The sequence below is a fragment of the Paenarthrobacter nitroguajacolicus genome, assembly GCF_029952445.1.
GTDB classification, from domain to species: Bacteria; Actinomycetota; Actinomycetes; order Actinomycetales; family Micrococcaceae; genus Arthrobacter; species Arthrobacter nitroguajacolicus_B.
The window spans coordinates 84371-99404 of record NZ_JAQPPK010000014.1; the positions used below are offsets into that span (position 1 = coordinate 84371).

15 protein-coding genes are annotated in these 15034 nt (G+C 63.7%); 9 read left to right on the forward strand and 6 right to left on the reverse strand.

The window, feature by feature from the left end; translation table 11 throughout:
* Positions 1–158: 158 nt before the first annotated feature.
* Positions 159–1067, forward strand: coding sequence for a Bax inhibitor-1/YccA family protein (locus PJL15_RS12145; protein ID WP_281451395.1), 909 nt, complete (start codon positions 159–161; stop codon positions 1065–1067).
* 120 nt (positions 1068–1187) lie between these two features.
* Here PJL15_RS12145 and PJL15_RS12150 read toward each other — a convergent pair whose 3' ends face one another.
* The 3 genes from PJL15_RS12150 to galT are packed head-to-tail and all read right to left on the reverse strand — an operon-like array spanning position 1188 to position 4788.
* Positions 1188–2426 carry an acetyl-CoA C-acetyltransferase gene (locus PJL15_RS12150; RefSeq protein WP_281451396.1) on the reverse strand — a complete coding sequence of 413 codons (1239 nt, stop codon included), beginning with the start codon at positions 2424–2426 and terminating at the stop codon, positions 1188–1190.
* A gap of 53 nt (positions 2427–2479) precedes the next feature.
* Complete coding sequence (gene galK / locus PJL15_RS12155; protein WP_281451397.1) at positions 2480–3640, reverse strand: galactokinase; 1161 nt, start codon at positions 3638–3640, stop codon at positions 2480–2482.
* Positions 3637–4788, reverse strand: coding sequence for a galactose-1-phosphate uridylyltransferase (gene galT / locus PJL15_RS12160; RefSeq protein WP_281451398.1), 1152 nt, complete (start codon positions 4786–4788; stop codon positions 3637–3639). The genes galK and galT overlap by 4 nt, the downstream gene beginning before the upstream one ends.
* Positions 4789–4887: 99 nt before the next feature.
* Between galT and PJL15_RS12165 the strand changes: the two genes are divergently transcribed.
* The 4 genes from PJL15_RS12165 (at position 4888) to PJL15_RS12180 (ending at position 9113) form a co-directional block, all read left to right on the forward strand.
* Positions 4888–5838: an aldose 1-epimerase family protein gene (locus PJL15_RS12165; protein ID WP_281451399.1), complete on the forward strand. Its 951-nt coding sequence runs from the start codon at positions 4888–4890 to the stop codon at positions 5836–5838.
* Between the two features lie 120 nt (positions 5839–5958).
* On the forward strand, positions 5959–7239 hold the full coding sequence (locus PJL15_RS12170; RefSeq protein ID WP_281451400.1) for an AI-2E family transporter: 1281 nt from the start codon (positions 5959–5961) through the stop codon (positions 7237–7239).
* 3 nt (positions 7240–7242) lie between these two features.
* On the forward strand, positions 7243–8481 hold the full coding sequence (ilvA, locus tag PJL15_RS12175; RefSeq protein WP_281451401.1) for a threonine ammonia-lyase: 1239 nt from the start codon (positions 7243–7245) through the stop codon (positions 8479–8481).
* Between the two features lie 14 nt (positions 8482–8495).
* Complete coding sequence (locus PJL15_RS12180; protein ID WP_281451402.1) at positions 8496–9113, forward strand: rhomboid family intramembrane serine protease; 618 nt, start codon at positions 8496–8498, stop codon at positions 9111–9113.
* A 141-nt stretch (positions 9114–9254) separates the two neighbouring features.
* On the opposite strand, the gene greA is transcribed toward PJL15_RS12180, so the two are convergent.
* On the reverse strand, positions 9255–9749 hold the full coding sequence (gene greA, locus PJL15_RS12185; RefSeq protein WP_281451403.1) for a transcription elongation factor GreA: 495 nt from the start codon (positions 9747–9749) through the stop codon (positions 9255–9257).
* A gap of 152 nt (positions 9750–9901) precedes the next feature.
* Positions 9902–10360, reverse strand: a complete 459-nt coding sequence (locus PJL15_RS12190) for a DUF4307 domain-containing protein (RefSeq protein WP_281451404.1) — start codon at positions 10358–10360, stop codon at positions 9902–9904.
* A gap of 74 nt (positions 10361–10434) precedes the next feature.
* Here PJL15_RS12190 and mca point away from each other — a divergent pair, with 74 nt between their 5' ends.
* Together mca and PJL15_RS12200 are read left to right on the forward strand one after the other, a co-directional pair.
* Entirely contained in the window at positions 10435–11340 is a 906-nt protein-coding gene (gene mca / locus PJL15_RS12195; protein WP_281451405.1) for a mycothiol conjugate amidase Mca, read from the forward strand.
* Between the two features lie 106 nt (positions 11341–11446).
* Positions 11447–11755 (forward strand): hypothetical protein, encoded by a 309-nt coding sequence (locus PJL15_RS12200; RefSeq protein WP_281451406.1) that lies wholly within the window; start codon positions 11447–11449, stop codon positions 11753–11755.
* 51 nt (positions 11756–11806) lie between these two features.
* Here PJL15_RS12200 and trhA read toward each other — a convergent pair whose 3' ends face one another.
* Positions 11807–12448 (reverse strand): PAQR family membrane homeostasis protein TrhA, encoded by a 642-nt coding sequence (gene trhA, locus PJL15_RS12205; RefSeq protein ID WP_281451407.1) that lies wholly within the window; start codon positions 12446–12448, stop codon positions 11807–11809.
* A 107-nt stretch (positions 12449–12555) separates the two neighbouring features.
* On the opposite strand from trhA, the gene PJL15_RS12210 reads away from it, so the two are divergent.
* Both PJL15_RS12210 and PJL15_RS12215 read left to right on the forward strand, forming a co-directional pair.
* Positions 12556–13359, forward strand: coding sequence for an isoprenyl transferase (locus PJL15_RS12210; RefSeq protein ID WP_281451408.1), 804 nt, complete (start codon positions 12556–12558; stop codon positions 13357–13359).
* A 237-nt stretch (positions 13360–13596) separates the two neighbouring features.
* Positions 13597–14991 (forward strand): PhoH family protein, encoded by a 1395-nt coding sequence (locus tag PJL15_RS12215; protein WP_281451409.1) that lies wholly within the window; start codon positions 13597–13599, stop codon positions 14989–14991.
* Positions 14992–15034 lie beyond the last annotated feature (43 nt).

The window sequence follows — 15034 nt, forward strand, 5'->3', positions numbered from 1 at the left end:
CTGTTGTTTCACGGAAGTAAGCCTCCGCCGGCGATTATCCGCGTTACGTGTCACGGTTGAGTTTCGTCTCGGTGAACAAGGGAACTTTCCCTGCCGCGCACGCGTGGTAATTGGTACCGTGAACTATCACTTAGCCCTTTCTCAGGAGGACACCCGTAATGGCACTTGGCGGCAACCCAGTCTTCAACGGAAAGAATTTCCGTGGAGCAAAGCAGGCCCCGCCTGTACCGCAAAATCCGTACGGCCAGCAATTTAACCCCGCTGGCCGCGCGCCCGGACAGGTCATGGACGGCCAGGCTGCATGGTCGGCCCAGCAACAGGGCATGACCAACGAGCAACTTCAGCAGATGTACAACCAGCCGGCGGCAGGCCCCGCTGACACCGGCCGAATGACATATGACGACGTCATCATGAAGACCGTTGCGTGCTTGGTGGTCCTGGTGATCGGCGCGGCCGTGACACTGTTCGTGGCACCCGGCCTCTCCAGCTTGTTGATGATCGTGGGCGCACTGGGCGGCTTCGTCCTGGCCCTGGTCAACACGTTCAAGAAGCAACCGTCACCGGCACTGATCCTGGCCTATGCCGGACTCGAGGGTCTTTTCCTTGGTGGCCTGACCCGCATTCTGGACGGCATGTACCCCGGCGTCGGCTTGCAGGCCGTCATCGGAACCCTTGCGGTCTTCGGTGTCACCCTGGTGCTCTTCAAGAGCGGCAAGGTCCGCGCCACCCCCAAGATGGTGCGCTTCTTCATGATCGCGACCATCGGCTACGCGGTCTTCGCACTGATCAACCTGGTCATGATGTGGACCGGCGCTGTGCAGGAGCCCTTCGGCCTGCGCACCAGCATCACGATCGCGGGTATCCCGCTGGGTGTCTTCATCGGCATCCTGGCAATCGGCCTTGCTGCGTTCTCGCTCATCATGGACTTCACCAGCATCGAACAAGGCGTTCGTGCGGGCGCCCCGGAGCGCTACTCCTGGGTTGCCGCCTTCGGCCTGACTGTGACGCTGGTTTGGCTCTACGTCGAAATCATCCGACTGCTGGCCATCCTCAGAGGCGACGACTAGTCGTTCACAGCCTTCAACAGAAAATGCCCCCGAGTCACTTCGGGGGCATTTTTGTGTCGTCGAGGGGTGAGGTTTCGCCGGAAAGCGCGCGTCAAAGGGGTGAGAGCCAACCCCTCGGCGCTAGCTCAGCCGCTCGAACACCACCGCCATGCCCTGGCCGCCGCCTACGCAGAGCGTCGCCAGGCCCAAAGTCCCATCGCGTTCCTTGAGGCCGTTGAGCAGCGTGCTGGTCATCCGCGCACCGGTCATGCCAAAGGGGTGTCCCAAAGCGATGGCGCCCCCGTGGACGTTGAGTTTGCCGGGATCGATGCCCAACTCGCGGGCACTTGCTACCACCTGCACGGCAAAGGCCTCGTTGAGTTCCACAAGGTCAATGTCGTCCATGGTCAGTCCGGCCAAGGCAAGTGCACGCCGAGTGGACTCCACCGGCCCCATGCCCATGAGCTCGGGCGAGAGCGCGCTGACCCCGGTGGAGACCACACGCGCCAATGGTTCCAGTCCGAGTTCGCGCGCCCTGGTGTCGCTCATGACCACCACGGCCGCCGCGCCATCGTTGAGGGGACAGGCATTGCCCGCCGTGACGGTCCCTTCCGGACGAAAGACGGGCTGCAGGGCGGACACCGCTTCCAAGGTCACTCCTGCCCTGGGAGAGTCGTCACGGTCAACAACCACCCCGTCCTTGCGGGTGTAGGGCGTGATGTCCCGCGCGTAGAACCCGGAGGCTATCGCGGTCTCGGCACGGTTTTGGCTCAGCACTCCCCATTCATCCTGCTCGGCCCGACTGATGCCGTAGCTGGTGGCAACGTTTTCCGCTGTCTGGCCCATGGCGATGTAGATATCCGGCAAGCGGCCACCGAGCCGGGGGTCAGTCCACGGAATGTTGGAGGCTGCCCGGGCTGCAGTGCGTTGGGCCGATGCTTCAAAAAGTGGGTTGTGGTTGGCGGTATCGGTTTCGCCCGCGCCTGCCCAGTTCTGGTAGCGGGACACGCTTTCCACTCCGGCTGAGACAACGGCGTTGGCTTCACCGGATTTGATGGCGTGGAAGGCCATCCTCAGGGTTTGCAGGCTCGAGGCGCAAAAACGATTGATGGTGGCTCCGGGAACCCGGTCCAGCCCGGCCAAAACCGCCACCACCCGCGCCATGTTCGAGCCCGCCTCGCCGCTCGGCTCGGCGCAGCCCAGGAGGATGTCATCCAGGCCGCGCCCGTCCTCGGCTCCGGGATCGAATCCCGGTATCTTGTCCAGCGCGGCCAGGACCATGGCCGTGGCGAGGTCGTCAGGCCGCTCATCATTGAGGGAGCCCTTGAAGGCGCGACCTATGGGACTCCTGGCAGTGGAAACAATGACAGCCTCAGTCATGGCCCCAGCTTACGCCCGGCAGCGGGGCGGTTGCCGGGCGCAAACGGTGCAGCTCAGACGAGGCGAAGTGCGCCCGCGGCTGGAGTGACCGTAAAGATGTCCGGCGTGGTAAAGCCCGCCTCCGCGAAGGAATGCACGACGGCGTCACGCACCTGCTGCTCCTGTCCCACCGGAGTCAGCGCGATGGCCGAGCCACCGAAACCGCCGCCGGTCATACGCGCGCCGATGGCGCCATTGGCACGGGAAGTGTCCACGGCGAGATCAAGTTCCGGGCAGGAGATTTCGAAGTCGTCGCGCATGGAGACATGGCTGGCGTCCAGCAGGGCTCCGATGCTTGCGGGGCCTTGAGCCCCGAGTACTTCCACGGTCTGGAGAACGCGGTCGTTCTCGGTGACAACGTGGCGGACCCGCCGGAGAGTCGTTTCGTCCAAGAGTCCGGCCGCCTCCTCCAAGGCGTCCACGCCGACGTCGCGCAGTGCTTTGACGCCAAGGATTTCGGCACCCAACTCGCAGGACGCGCGCCTGGAAGCGTAGCCGCCGTCGGCGTGTGAGTGCGAGACCTTGGTGTCGATGACCAACAGGACCAGGCCTGAGGCCTCGGCGTCGAAGGGCACCAGCTCCACATGCTGATCCCGGCAATCAAGGAAGACAGCGTGCCCCTTGGCGCCACGCAGGGATGCTGACTGGTCCATGATTCCGGTGGGCGCACCGACGAAGACGTTTTCGGCCCGCTGTGTGGCCAGGACGAGTTCCTCCGCGGCAAAGCCGGCGCCCGTCAGTTCGTTGAGTGCGGAGATGACGGCGCACTCAATGGCATGGGAAGAGGACAATCCCGCGCCAAGGGGGACATCGGAGTCAAGCAGCAGGTCAAAACCGGGCACCTCAATGCCGCGCTCCTGCAGTGCCCAAGCGACGCCAAGCGGGTAGCGGGACCAGCCTTCTCCCGAGCCGGGCTCAAGATCTGCAACACTGGCCTCCACCATGCCGTGGCCACCAAAAGTGGACAACATGCGGACCGTTGAATCGTCGCGGACGCGCAAGGCAACCTTCGCGGTCCTGTCGATGGCGAAGGGAAGCACGAAGCCTTCGTTGTAATCGGTGTGTTCGCCTATCAGGTTGACGCGCCCGGGTGCCTGCCACACGCCGTCGGGCGCTGCACCGAACGTTTCCTGGAAGCGGGCGGTGAGGACGGTGGCGTCCGTTGTAGTGGTCATGCTCGGATGCCTTCCATGGTTTGGTTGGTCGATGGTGCTGCCGCGACGCTGCGCAGCCGCTCGGCCACAGCTTCAGGTGTTGTGTCGTTGATGAATGCGCCCATTGCGGCTTCGGAGCCGGCCAGGTACTTGAGCTTATCGGCCGCTCGCCGGGGCGAGGTCAGCTGCAGGTGCAACTGGCCCGCGGGGCGGAGGGCCGGGTCCAGCGGTGCCTGGTGCCACGCCGAGATGTACGGCATGGGTGTGGGGTAGAGGGAATCGAGCCGTTTGAGCAGGTCCAGGTAGACATGCGAAAGTTCGTCGCGTTCCTCGCCGGTCAGTGCTGCGAGGTCTGGCACGCTGCGGTGTGGGACCAGGTGGATTTCCAGTGGCCAGCGGGCGGCGAACGGCACGTAGGCGCTGAAGTGCTTGGCCTCGAGGACCATGCGGCTGCCGTCTTCGCGTTCGGCCCTGAGCAGCGACGCCGCGAGCGTTTCCTTCGCGTCGACGTCGTCGTAATATTTGCCGGCCACAGCGCCAAGCTGGGCTGCACGCGGCGTTACATAGGGGTACGCGTAGATCTGGCCGTGGGGGTGGTGCAGGGTGACGCCGATGTCCGCGCCGCGGTTCTCGAACGGGAACACCTGTTTGATGCCGGGCAGGGCGCTCAGGGCCCCGGTCCGCTGGGCCCAGGCTTCGATCACGGTTCGTGCGCGGGTTTCACCCAATTCCGCGAAAGAGCCCGTGTGCTTTGGAGTGAAGGCGACCACTTCGCAGCGGCCGAAAGCCGGTCCGGTGATGCCATGCCCGCTCAGTCCCGGCGCGGGCAGCGGGGGAATGTCGCCCAGCGCCGGTCCGAGGGACGGGAAACGATTCTCGAAGACCACGACGTCGTAGTCCGGCGCCGGGATCTCGGATGGATTCGCAGGCGTGGTGGGGCAGATGGGGCATTGATCCGCCGGGGGAAGATGCGTCCGGGTTTGCCGGTGGGCGGCCACAGCCACCCAATCACCGGACAGCGCGTCATACCTGACCTCGCCGGGCTCGCCACGCGCTGGAAGCTCGCGGTGGTCCACCAGCGACGCGGGTGTCCGTTCCGGAGTTCCGGGATCGTCAAAATAGATCAGCTCTCGGCTGTCGGCGAGGCGGGTTCTGGTGATGCGACTCATGACTCCATTGTTCCACGAATGACCAAAAGCGCATAGTTTCTAACAAAAGCAAACATTTGCGCTTGCGGCGGCACCTTCGGAATGCAGTACCGTAATGGCATGTCCGCCTCTTCCTTGCCCTCCGACAACGCCCAACACTCCGAGTCACGCCGTTTTGCCACCGGCCGCCAGTTCGAGCTGCGACGCGGGGACGCCGTCGCCGTCGTCACCGAGCTGGCCGCGGGCCTGCGACTTTACTCCCGCGGGGGCATCCAGTTGACGGAGAGCTATGGCGACGACGAAATCCCCCCCGGCGCCACCGGCATCACCCTGGCGCCGTGGGCCAACCGGGTGGAAGACGGAGTCTGGTACCTCGAGGGGAAGAAACAGCAACTCGACATCACTGAGGCGTCCCGCAACAACGCCAGCCATGGCCTGCTGCGGAACACTGGCTATGTGCTCGCGGACGAGTCCGAATTCTCCGTGACCCTGGACGCCACGGTCTTCCCGCAGCACGGCTATCCGTTCCTGATGCGGCACCGGGTGCGGTACGAACTCGACGAGGCCCTGGACCTGCGGGTTTCACAGACTTTGGTGAATGACTCGCAGAGTGAGGCTCCCTTCGTCCTGGGCGCCCATCCTTACCTTCGCCTCGGTGATACCGCGCCCGAAGACCTCGTCCTCACCGTCAAGGCGCGCACCCGGTTGGTCGCCGATGAGCGGCTGATCCCACGCAGCGCAACCCCGGCGGATGGCCAGTACGACTTTTCCGCCGGTACCGCGGTTGGTTCGGCGCTGGTGGACGTCGCCTTGACGGACCTGACGTTCGACGGCGGTGTGGCACGCCATACGCTGACCGGTCCTGACGGCCGCAGTGTGAGCTTGGAGCAGGACGAGTACTGCCATTACGTCCACGTTTTCATCACCGACACCTTTCCGGGACGCTCCAGGGCAGTGGCCATCGAGCCGATGACTGGCCCGGCGAACGCGTTCAACAGCGGGGATGGCCTCCGCTGGTTGGCGCCGGGTGAGGCGTTCACCATGAACTGGGGCATCACAGCGTCCGTTTAGGCGGTGTAGCTCAGGTTGTGTCCTTTCAGGCCCTGTGCCTGCAGGCTGTGTCCCTCCGTTTGCGGTCGGCGGCCTGCGGGTCGGTTTCCCATACGGCGCGGGCTACGGAATTATGGGTTTATGACGCCAACACCGGACGCCAAGCCCCGTTCTGACCGCCAAATCGCCGAAGACATCCCCTACGGGGTACGGATTGCTGCCGCGTGGTCGTGGCGTGCCGGGCTGATCCTGCTCATGATCGGCGCTTTGGTGTGGCTGCTGGGCAAGGTCAGTTTCCTCATCATTCCCGTGATGGTGGCTGCCCTGCTGGCAGGCCTGCTCTACCCGGTGGTGGCGTGGCTGCGCAACCGCAAGATTCCCAACGGAGCCGCCGTCGCCATCACCGTGCTCGGCTTCATCGGGGTCATCGCCGGCGCGCTCGCATTGGTGGGCAGGCAACTGGTGTCCGGATTCGGGGCGCTCTGGCAGGAGGCCCTGGTGGGCATCCAGCAGATCCAGACCTGGCTGGCGGATGGCCCGCTCCACCTGACCGCGGACCAGATTGACCAGTACATCGCCGATGGCGCCAACGCGTTGCAGAACAACAGCAGCAGCATCCTCAGTGGCGCATTGTCCTTCGGCAGCACCGCCGGACACTTCGCTGCCGGCCTGGTCCTGGCACTTTTCATCCTGATCTTCTTCCTCCTTGAAGGATCCCGGATTTGGGGCTTCCTGGTGCGCCTCCTGCCCAAGACCGCACGGCGTGCCACCGACGGTGCAGGACGGCGGGGCTGGACCTCCATGGTCAGCTACGTCCGGATCCAGATGTTCGTGGCGTTCGTGGACGCTGTGGGCATCGGCGTCGGTGCCGCGATCATCCAGGTCCCGCTGGCCTTGCCCCTTGCTGTCCTCGTTTTCATCGGCTCCTTCATACCGGTGGTGGGCGCGCTGGTCACCGGTGCCATCGCCGTCCTGCTGGCCCTCGTCGCCAATGGGCCCATCAACGCACTGATCATGCTGGCCATCGTCTTGTTGGTCCAGCAGCTTGAGAGCCACATCCTGCAGCCCCTGGTCATGGGCAAAGCCGTGGCCCTGCACCCAGTGGCAGTGATCCTCTCGGTGGCCGCAGGCTCATATCTGGCCGGCATCCCGGGAGCCCTGTTCGCCGTTCCGCTGCTCGCCGTAGTAAATACGGCGGTTCGCTACATTGCGGGCCGGACGTGGGAACATGATGAAGGATTGGGTGGCGTCGAACTCCAAGCTGCGGCCGGCCCGGCGCGGAAAGACGAAGACGCCAACTTCAAGGAAGTCCACCTTCCCGGACCCGAATCCCGTCTCACCAGGGGCGGTACCGGCAAGACCAAGGCTTCAGGAAGCACCTCTGTGGAGGGCCCTGTGGCCGACACCAACAAAGGAGAATAGTCAGTGAATACCCTCGATACCCTGCCCGTCACCCTGGACGATGTCCTCAAGGCGCAGGAGTTGCTCGAGGGCATTATTACCAAGACTCCGGTGGAGTCGTCGCGGGCACTGGGTCACCTTGTAGGCGGCAACGTCTTTTTCAAGTGTGAGAACCTGCAACGCGCCGGCTCGTTCAAAGTCCGTGGCGCCTATGTGCGCATGGCAAGGCTGACGGACGAAGAGAAGAAGCGCGGCGTCGTAGCCGCTTCGGCAGGCAACCACGCCCAAGGTGTGGCAGTGGCTGCCAAGAGCCTGGGCATCAACGCCCGGATCTACATGCCGCTGGGCGTCGCCCTTCCCAAGCTGGCCGCAACGCGCAGCCACGGCGCAGAGGTTATCCTCCACGGCCACAACGTTGACGAGGCACTGGCCGAAGCACAACGCTATGCCAACGAAACCGGTGCCGTCTTCGTGCATCCCTTTGACAACGTTGACGTTGTTGCAGGCCAGGGCACCATCGGATTGGAGATCCTGGACCAGATCCCCAATGTGGACACCATCCTCATGGGCGTCGGAGGCGGCGGACTCCTGGCAGGTGTGGCAGTAGCCATCAAGGCGCGCGCCAAGGAGCTTGGCCGTGAGATCAGGGTTATTGGCGTGCAGGCAGAAAACGCTGCGGCGTACCCGCCCTCCTTGGCTGCCGACGCCCTGGTGCCCTTGAAGAAGGTGTCCACCATGGCCGACGGCATCGCGGTGGGCCGCCCGGGACAGCTGCCGTTCAGCATCATTCGCGAACTCGTTGACGACGTCGTTACTGTCAGCGAAGACTCCTTGGCCAGGGCCCTCATCTTCCTGCTGGAACGGGCCAAGATGGTGGTCGAACCCGCCGGTGCCGTGGGAGTAGCCGCCCTGATGGACGGCAAAATCGAAAACCCTGGGAACACCGCCGTCGTGCTTTCCGGCGGCAACATCGATCCTATGCTCATGCTCAAAGTCATCCAGCGCGGTTTGTCGGCCGCGGGCCGGTTCATGACAGTCCGCATGATGCTGGACGACCGCCCCGGTTCCTTGGCGACGATCGCCCGCATCATTGCCGAGAACGACGCCAACGTCACCGGCCTGGACCACACGCGGCTGGGCGGTTCCATCAGCATGGGCGATGTCTCCATCACCATCAACCTGGAAACGAAGGGCCACGAACACGGCGAACAGGTTCTCGGGGCCTTGCGGGCCGAGGGCTTCCAGCCAATCGTGGTGCACTGACGGGGGAGTGCATTTTGGTGCTTGGAACGCCTGAAGGATCAAGAGCCGAAGCCGGGGAATCCCTGGCCGGACGGGCGAAGGGCGGCCTGCTGTTCATGGGCGGGTTCGTGGTCCTGCTCTATGTCATCGAGATCTTCAACACGCTCATGCGGCACGGTCTCAACGCCACGTTCGGGCTGCGCCCCCGATCCATGGACGGCGTCCTTGACATCCTCACGTTCCCGTTGCTGCACGCCAATCTCCACCACCTGCTCTCCAACACCCTGCCGCTGATCATTTTCGGCTTCCTGGTGTTCCTCTCAGGGATCCGCGTGTTTATCACGGCCTTGGCATTCAGTTGGCTGGGCTCCGGGCTCACCGTGTGGCTCATTGGCGGGGGAGGGGTGACCGTTGGCGCCTCCGGGTTGGTGTTCGGATTCTTCGCATTCCTGCTGGTCAGGGGATTCTTCAACCGGAGCTGGTGGCAGATCCTGCTGTCCGTGGTGCTGTTCATGGCCTACGGCAGCATCCTCTTCGGGGTGTTGCCCACGGTAATGGGCTACATTTCCTGGCAGGCGCACCTCGGGGGAGCGGTGGGCGGCATCATCGCTGCCGTGCTGCTGCGTCCCAAGCCCGCAATCGACGCCCTCTGACCCAACTGGGTGACAGTACATGCTCCACTGAGCCCTCATTGCGACGTGTACTGTCACCCAGTTGGGTAGCCGCGCAACGCAAAACGCCGGCCCCTCCGCGAAGGAGGGGCCGGCGTCGTGCTTTTGTGCCTGGGGTGCTGCTTAGGCGACGTACGGCTTGGCGGAGACGATTTCCACCGGGATTTCCTTGCCGTTGGGGGCGACGTAGCTGAGGCTGTCGCCTTCCTTGTGGCCGATGATGGCTGCGCCGAGGGGCGACTTCTCGCTGAAGACGTCCAGATCGGAATCTCCGGCAATTTCGCGGGAGCCAAGCAGGAAGGTCTCTTCGTCACCGGCAATGCGGGCAACAACCAGCATGCCGGGCTCGACGATTCCGTCGTCAGCCGGGGCTTCGCCGACGTGGGCGTCGCGAAGGAGGGCGGTCAGCTGCCGGATACGGGCTTCGATCTTGCCCTGCTCTTCCTTGGCAGCGTGGTATCCGCCGTTTTCCTTGAGGTCGCCTTCCTGGCGGGCAGCTTCGATCTTCTGGACGATTTCCGCCCGGCCAGCGCCGGAAAGGTGGTCCAGCTCAGCCTTCAAGCGGTCGAAAGCTTCCTGGGTAAGCCAAGCCGCAGTGGCGCTGTTGGTGGTAGACACGGATTTCTCCTCTAGATCTGACAATGCAAAAGACCCCGCCGAGATGGCCACTCGAAAAACTCAGTAACCAACTTAACGGGGTGAAGGTTTCATCCATTGTAGTAAATCCTCTGGACGAACCCAAACCCGTTGAGCCGTGGGTCACACGTTTGTTATTTCCCGCTGTCCACGATCCAGCAGTTGTCAACCACCCCGGAGACGGCCGGGGACTCGGTCCGGAGCGTCGTCCGCTGGATGGTGGTCCTGCCGCCGTCGGCACCGTCCTGGGGCTCGTTGGCGCCGATCTCCACTACCTTCCAGCCCACCACCGCAAACTTGGAATCCAGGGCCTTAATGGCGCATTTCGCGGTAGCCGCAGGGGCCTTGGTGACCTGGTAATCGACCTCCGCCTGGGTGTCGTCCACCGTGCTGTAGCCGATGTCCTTGAACGTAACCGGAGCCTGCGCGGACCCTGTTGCCACGTACGCGGCCAGGGCGATTGCAACCACCAAAGCGGCAATGATGATGTTCCGCTTGGTTTTGCGTGTCATGGCGCGCTTTTGACCGCCGTAGCGATTGGCTAGGCTGGTGCTTGCCGGTACGTGGGTGGCCGAAAGGTCCTCTGAAGTCACCCATCCAGTTTAGTGCCGATCCCGGTGGCGTATTGCCGCCCACGAAGCCAGATCCATGAAAGAGGAGCCGTCACGTGACAGCGTCCAGCAGTTCCGACCAGCAGCTGCGGCTGCTCGCCGTCCACGCCCACCCGGACGATGAGTCCAGCAAGGGTGCGGCAACCATGGCGATGTACGCCGCAGCGGGCGTCGAAGTCATGGTAGCCACGTGCACGGACGGATCCCGTGGAGACATCCAGAACCCGGCCATGGAGGACGCACCACATCCCAAACGGGACATGGCGGGCGCCCGCCGCCTGGAGATGGCCAACGCGGCAGCGGTCCTGGGCATCCAGCAGCGGTGGCTTGGATTCGTGGACTCGGGCCTGCCCGAAGGCGACCCCCTTCCTCCTCTGCCGCCGGGATGCTTCGCGCTGCAGCCGCTGGAGCGGGCCACGGCCCCGCTGGTGCGCCTGGTCCGGCAATTCAAGCCACACGTCATCCTTAGCTACGACGAAAACGGTGGCTACCCCCATCCGGACCACATCATGGCCCACAAGGTAGCCGTCGAAGCTTTCGAGGCCGCAGGCGATCCGGAGCGCTATCCGGGCATGGGCGAACCCTGGGCTCCGGACAAGCTTTATTACGACCGGGCCTTCAGCCCCGCACGTTTCCGTGCCCTGCATTTTGCGTTGGAGGAGGCAGGCCTGCAGTCGCCGTACGCGGAGCGGCTTGCGGCGTGGCTTGAGGCCGACGCCGAGGGGCACACGCCGCCCAGCGGCGGCCACCAGACCACCACCCAGATCGACTGCGGCGACTACTTCGAGGCCCGCGACGACGCCCTGCGGGCCCACCGGACCCAGATCGACCCCTTGGGGTTCTTCTTCGCTGTTTCGCCGGAACTGCAGCGGACCGCGTGGCCGTGGGAGGACTACACGCTGATCAAGTCCCGGGTGTCCTCCGAGCTGCCGGAAAAGGACCTCTTTGCAGGGATAAGATAGGAACGCCCGTAGTTTCTATCGTTCGTAGAAATTACTGGATGGCCCACCAGCATCCCGGCTACGCTTTGCCGGCCGGCGCGCACCAGCTCCCATAGAAGGTTTGACCGTGCACCACTTGATTCTCGCCCTGACCGTCACTCCGTCGCCCGATCCCACGGGCACGCTGCGGCCTGGCCTGTCCGAGGATCAGGTGACGCCGGGCACCTGGGGTTTTGTCCTCACGGCCTTCATCGTGATCCTCACCACCTTCCTGATCGTGGACATGGTCCGCAGGATCCGGCGTGTCCGCTACCGTGCGCAGGTTGAGGAGGCGCGCCTGGCCGCCGAAGCCGGTGGGTCCTCCGCCGACGGCAATCCGGTAGATACCGGCAATCCCGCTGATGAGAACGGCGACGCCGGTCCCCGAACCCGCTGATTCGGCGTGCCGCGCGGGGCGCGATTGGGCACGACCGGGCGTGCCGCCGGGCTAGCCCAGTACGGCCATCATGATGGCGATGAAGTGCGCGGCGAAGGCCAGCACCGTGAAGGCGTGAAACAACTCGTGGAAGCCAAAATGCCGCATGCTGAAGTTCGGCTTTTTGAGCGCGTAGAACACCGCTCCTGCGATATAAAGAGCTCCGCCAACGCAAATGAGGATGGCGGCGGCGGCATTCGCGGCGAAGAATTGCGGCAGGTAGAACAGTGCCCCGCAACCGAGGGCGATGTAGACCGGCACGTAGAGCCAGCGCGGGGCGTGGGTCCACAGGATCCGGGACAACACACCGACGATGGCCCCGGACCATACCAGCCAGAGCAGTGTCACGGCCTCGGACCGTTCCAGTAAGGACCACGCCAGTGGCGTGTAGCTGCCGGCGATGACCAGCATGATATTCGTGTGGTCCAGCCGCTTGAGCAGCATGCGGACCTTGGGCGACCAGTTTCCCCGGTGGTACACGGCGCTGACGCCGAACAGGAGGAAACCGGTGAGGGCGTAGATGGCGGACGTGATTTTGCGATCCGCAGTGGGGGCAACCGTCACCAGGACGATCCCTGCGGCAAGTGCAAAAGGAGCCGCAACTGCGTGGATCCATCCGCGCCAGAGGGGCTTCGTTTCGAGGAGCTCGGGCATGGTCCAAGAATAACCTACGTTCCGGTAAGTTACTTCTGGGTAACAACAGTGGGACGGTTTTTGACTTGCGACTGCACCGGCTCGCCACCTTGGGAAGGTAGCCTTGGATGTGCGTCGTCGTACAAGAATGGAAGTCAGGTGAGAGTCCGGTGGAGCTGCCCGGTTTCCTCTATGGCTTCTATGAGCGCAAACTGCTGCGCTCGCTCAAGCAGGACCAGATCCCCCGGCATATCGGGGTGATGGTTGATGGCAACCGTCGTTGGGCGCGCCAGTTCAACGCTCCCACCAGCCAGGGACACCAGGCCGGCGCCGACAAGATCCACGAGTTCCTGGGCTGGTGCCAGGAACTCGGCGTCAAAGTGGTCACTCTCTACATGCTCTCCACGGACAACATGAACCGCTCCGGCGAGGAGCTGGACCTTCTCATGGGCATCATCGCCAACACCATGGACCGGTTGGACGAAGACGAGGACGTCTCCGTTCACGCCATGGGTGCCCCCGAACTTCTTCCCGACTACCTGGCCGAGCGGCTGAACAAGCTGACCTCGCGCACGCCGGTCCACGAAAACATCCACGTCAACGTCGCCGTCGGCTACGGTGGCCGCCGTGAAATAGTCGACGCCGTGAGGGAACTTCTGCACGACGCCGCCTCCAAGGGGCGCACCATGACGGAGGTGGCAGATGAACTTTCGGTGGACGACATCTCCAGGTTCCTTTACACGAGGGGCCAGCCCGATCCGGACCTGGTGATCAGGACCTCGGGGGAGCAGCGGCTCTCCGGCTTTCTTATGTGGCAGAGCGCCTACAGCGAGTTCTATTTCTGCGAGGCCCTCTGGCCCGCCTTCCGCAAGGTCGATTTCCTGCGTGCGCTCAGGGATTATGCCGGGCGGCAGCGCCGCTACGGAACCTAGCCGGCGGCCGGTTCACCGAAAATTAACGAGCCGGACATGCGACTTGCCGACGACGGATTGCGGAAATGAATGTGTCCGGGATTACGTTAATCCCATCAGCAGGCAAAACCGCCCGCTGATCGGGGAGGCCAGTACATGGAGCGGAACATCGCACCAGTTACATGGGAGGCCACGCCCGGCCTTCCGGCCGAGCCGCTTCACCATTAGGCCGGGCGACCGCCCGGGGCTGGAGTCGATGTGGCTATTTCTGAGCAACTGCCCGCAATGGTTTCCGACGGGGAAAGTGCAGCTACCTCTCGCGCCAAGCGGGTCCCACAAAAAGCGCGGGCAACAGCGTCCGCCACGGGCCGCAGCTATGTGATCGATACATCTGTCCTGCTTTCGGACCCCCACGCACTGTTGCGGTTCGCGGAGCACGAAGTCATCGTTCCCATCGTGGTCATCAGCGAGTTGGAAGGAAAACGCCACGATCCCGAACTTGGCTATTTCGCCAGGAAAGCCCTGCGCCTCCTGGACGACCTCAGGATCGAACACGGGGGACTGGACCAAGCCATTCCATTGGGCAAGGACGGCGGACTTCTCAGGGTGGAGATGAACCATATCTCCCCGGAGGTGCTTCCGGCAGGTTTCCGCGGGGGCGATAACGACAGCCGGATTCTGGCCGTAGCCAAGAACCTGGCCAATGAGGGCCACAACGTCACGGTGGTCTCCAAGGACCTCCCCATGCGGGTCAAGGCATCGGCCATGGGGCTCCAAGCCGATGAGTACCGCAACGAATTGGTCAAAGACTCCGGTTGGACCGGCATGGCCGAGATTGAAGCCAACGACGACGAAATCACCGCCCTTTATGGTCACGAACCGGTCTTCATTCCGGCAGCCGCCGAACTTCCCGTCAACACAGGGCTGGTACTCCTTTCCAACCGGGGCTCCGCGTTGGGTCGGGTTGGAGCTGACAAGCAGGTGCGCCTGGTCAAGGGCGATCGTGATGTCTTCGGCCTCCACGGCCGCTCGGCGGAACAGCGGCTTGCGATTGACATGCTGATGGATCCCTCCGTGGGCATCGTGTCCATCGGTGGACGGGCAGGCACTGGAAAGTCAGCACTCGCCCTCTGTGCCGGCCTGGAAGCGGTCCTGGAGCGCCGAGAGCACCGCAAAGTGGTTGTGTTCCGCCCCCTCTACGCGGTAGGCGGGCAGGAGCTCGGCTACCTCCCGGGTTCCGAATCCGAGAAAATGAACCCATGGGCCCAGGCGGTGTTCGACACCCTCGGAGCCCTGGTCAGCCAGGAAGTGGTGGAAGAAGTCATGGATCGCGGCATGCTCGAGGTCCTGCCACTGACCCACATCCGCGGGCGTTCGCTGCACGATGCCTTCGTGATCGTGGATGAGGCGCAGTCCCTGGAGAAGAACGTTCTCTTGACCGTCATGAGCCGCATCGGGCAAAACTCCAAGATCGTCCTCACCCACGACGTCGCCCAGCGCGACAACCTCCGAGTGGGGCGCCACGACGGCGTTGCTGCAGTGGTTGAGACCCTGAAGGGACATCCGCTGTTCGGCCACATTACGTTGACCCGTTCCGAGCGTTCGCCGATTGCGGCCTTGGTGACGGAGTTGCTCGAAGGAGCTGAAATCTAGTCTCTTCAAGTGGTGCCAAGGGCCGTGGTCCGGTTCGCCGGGC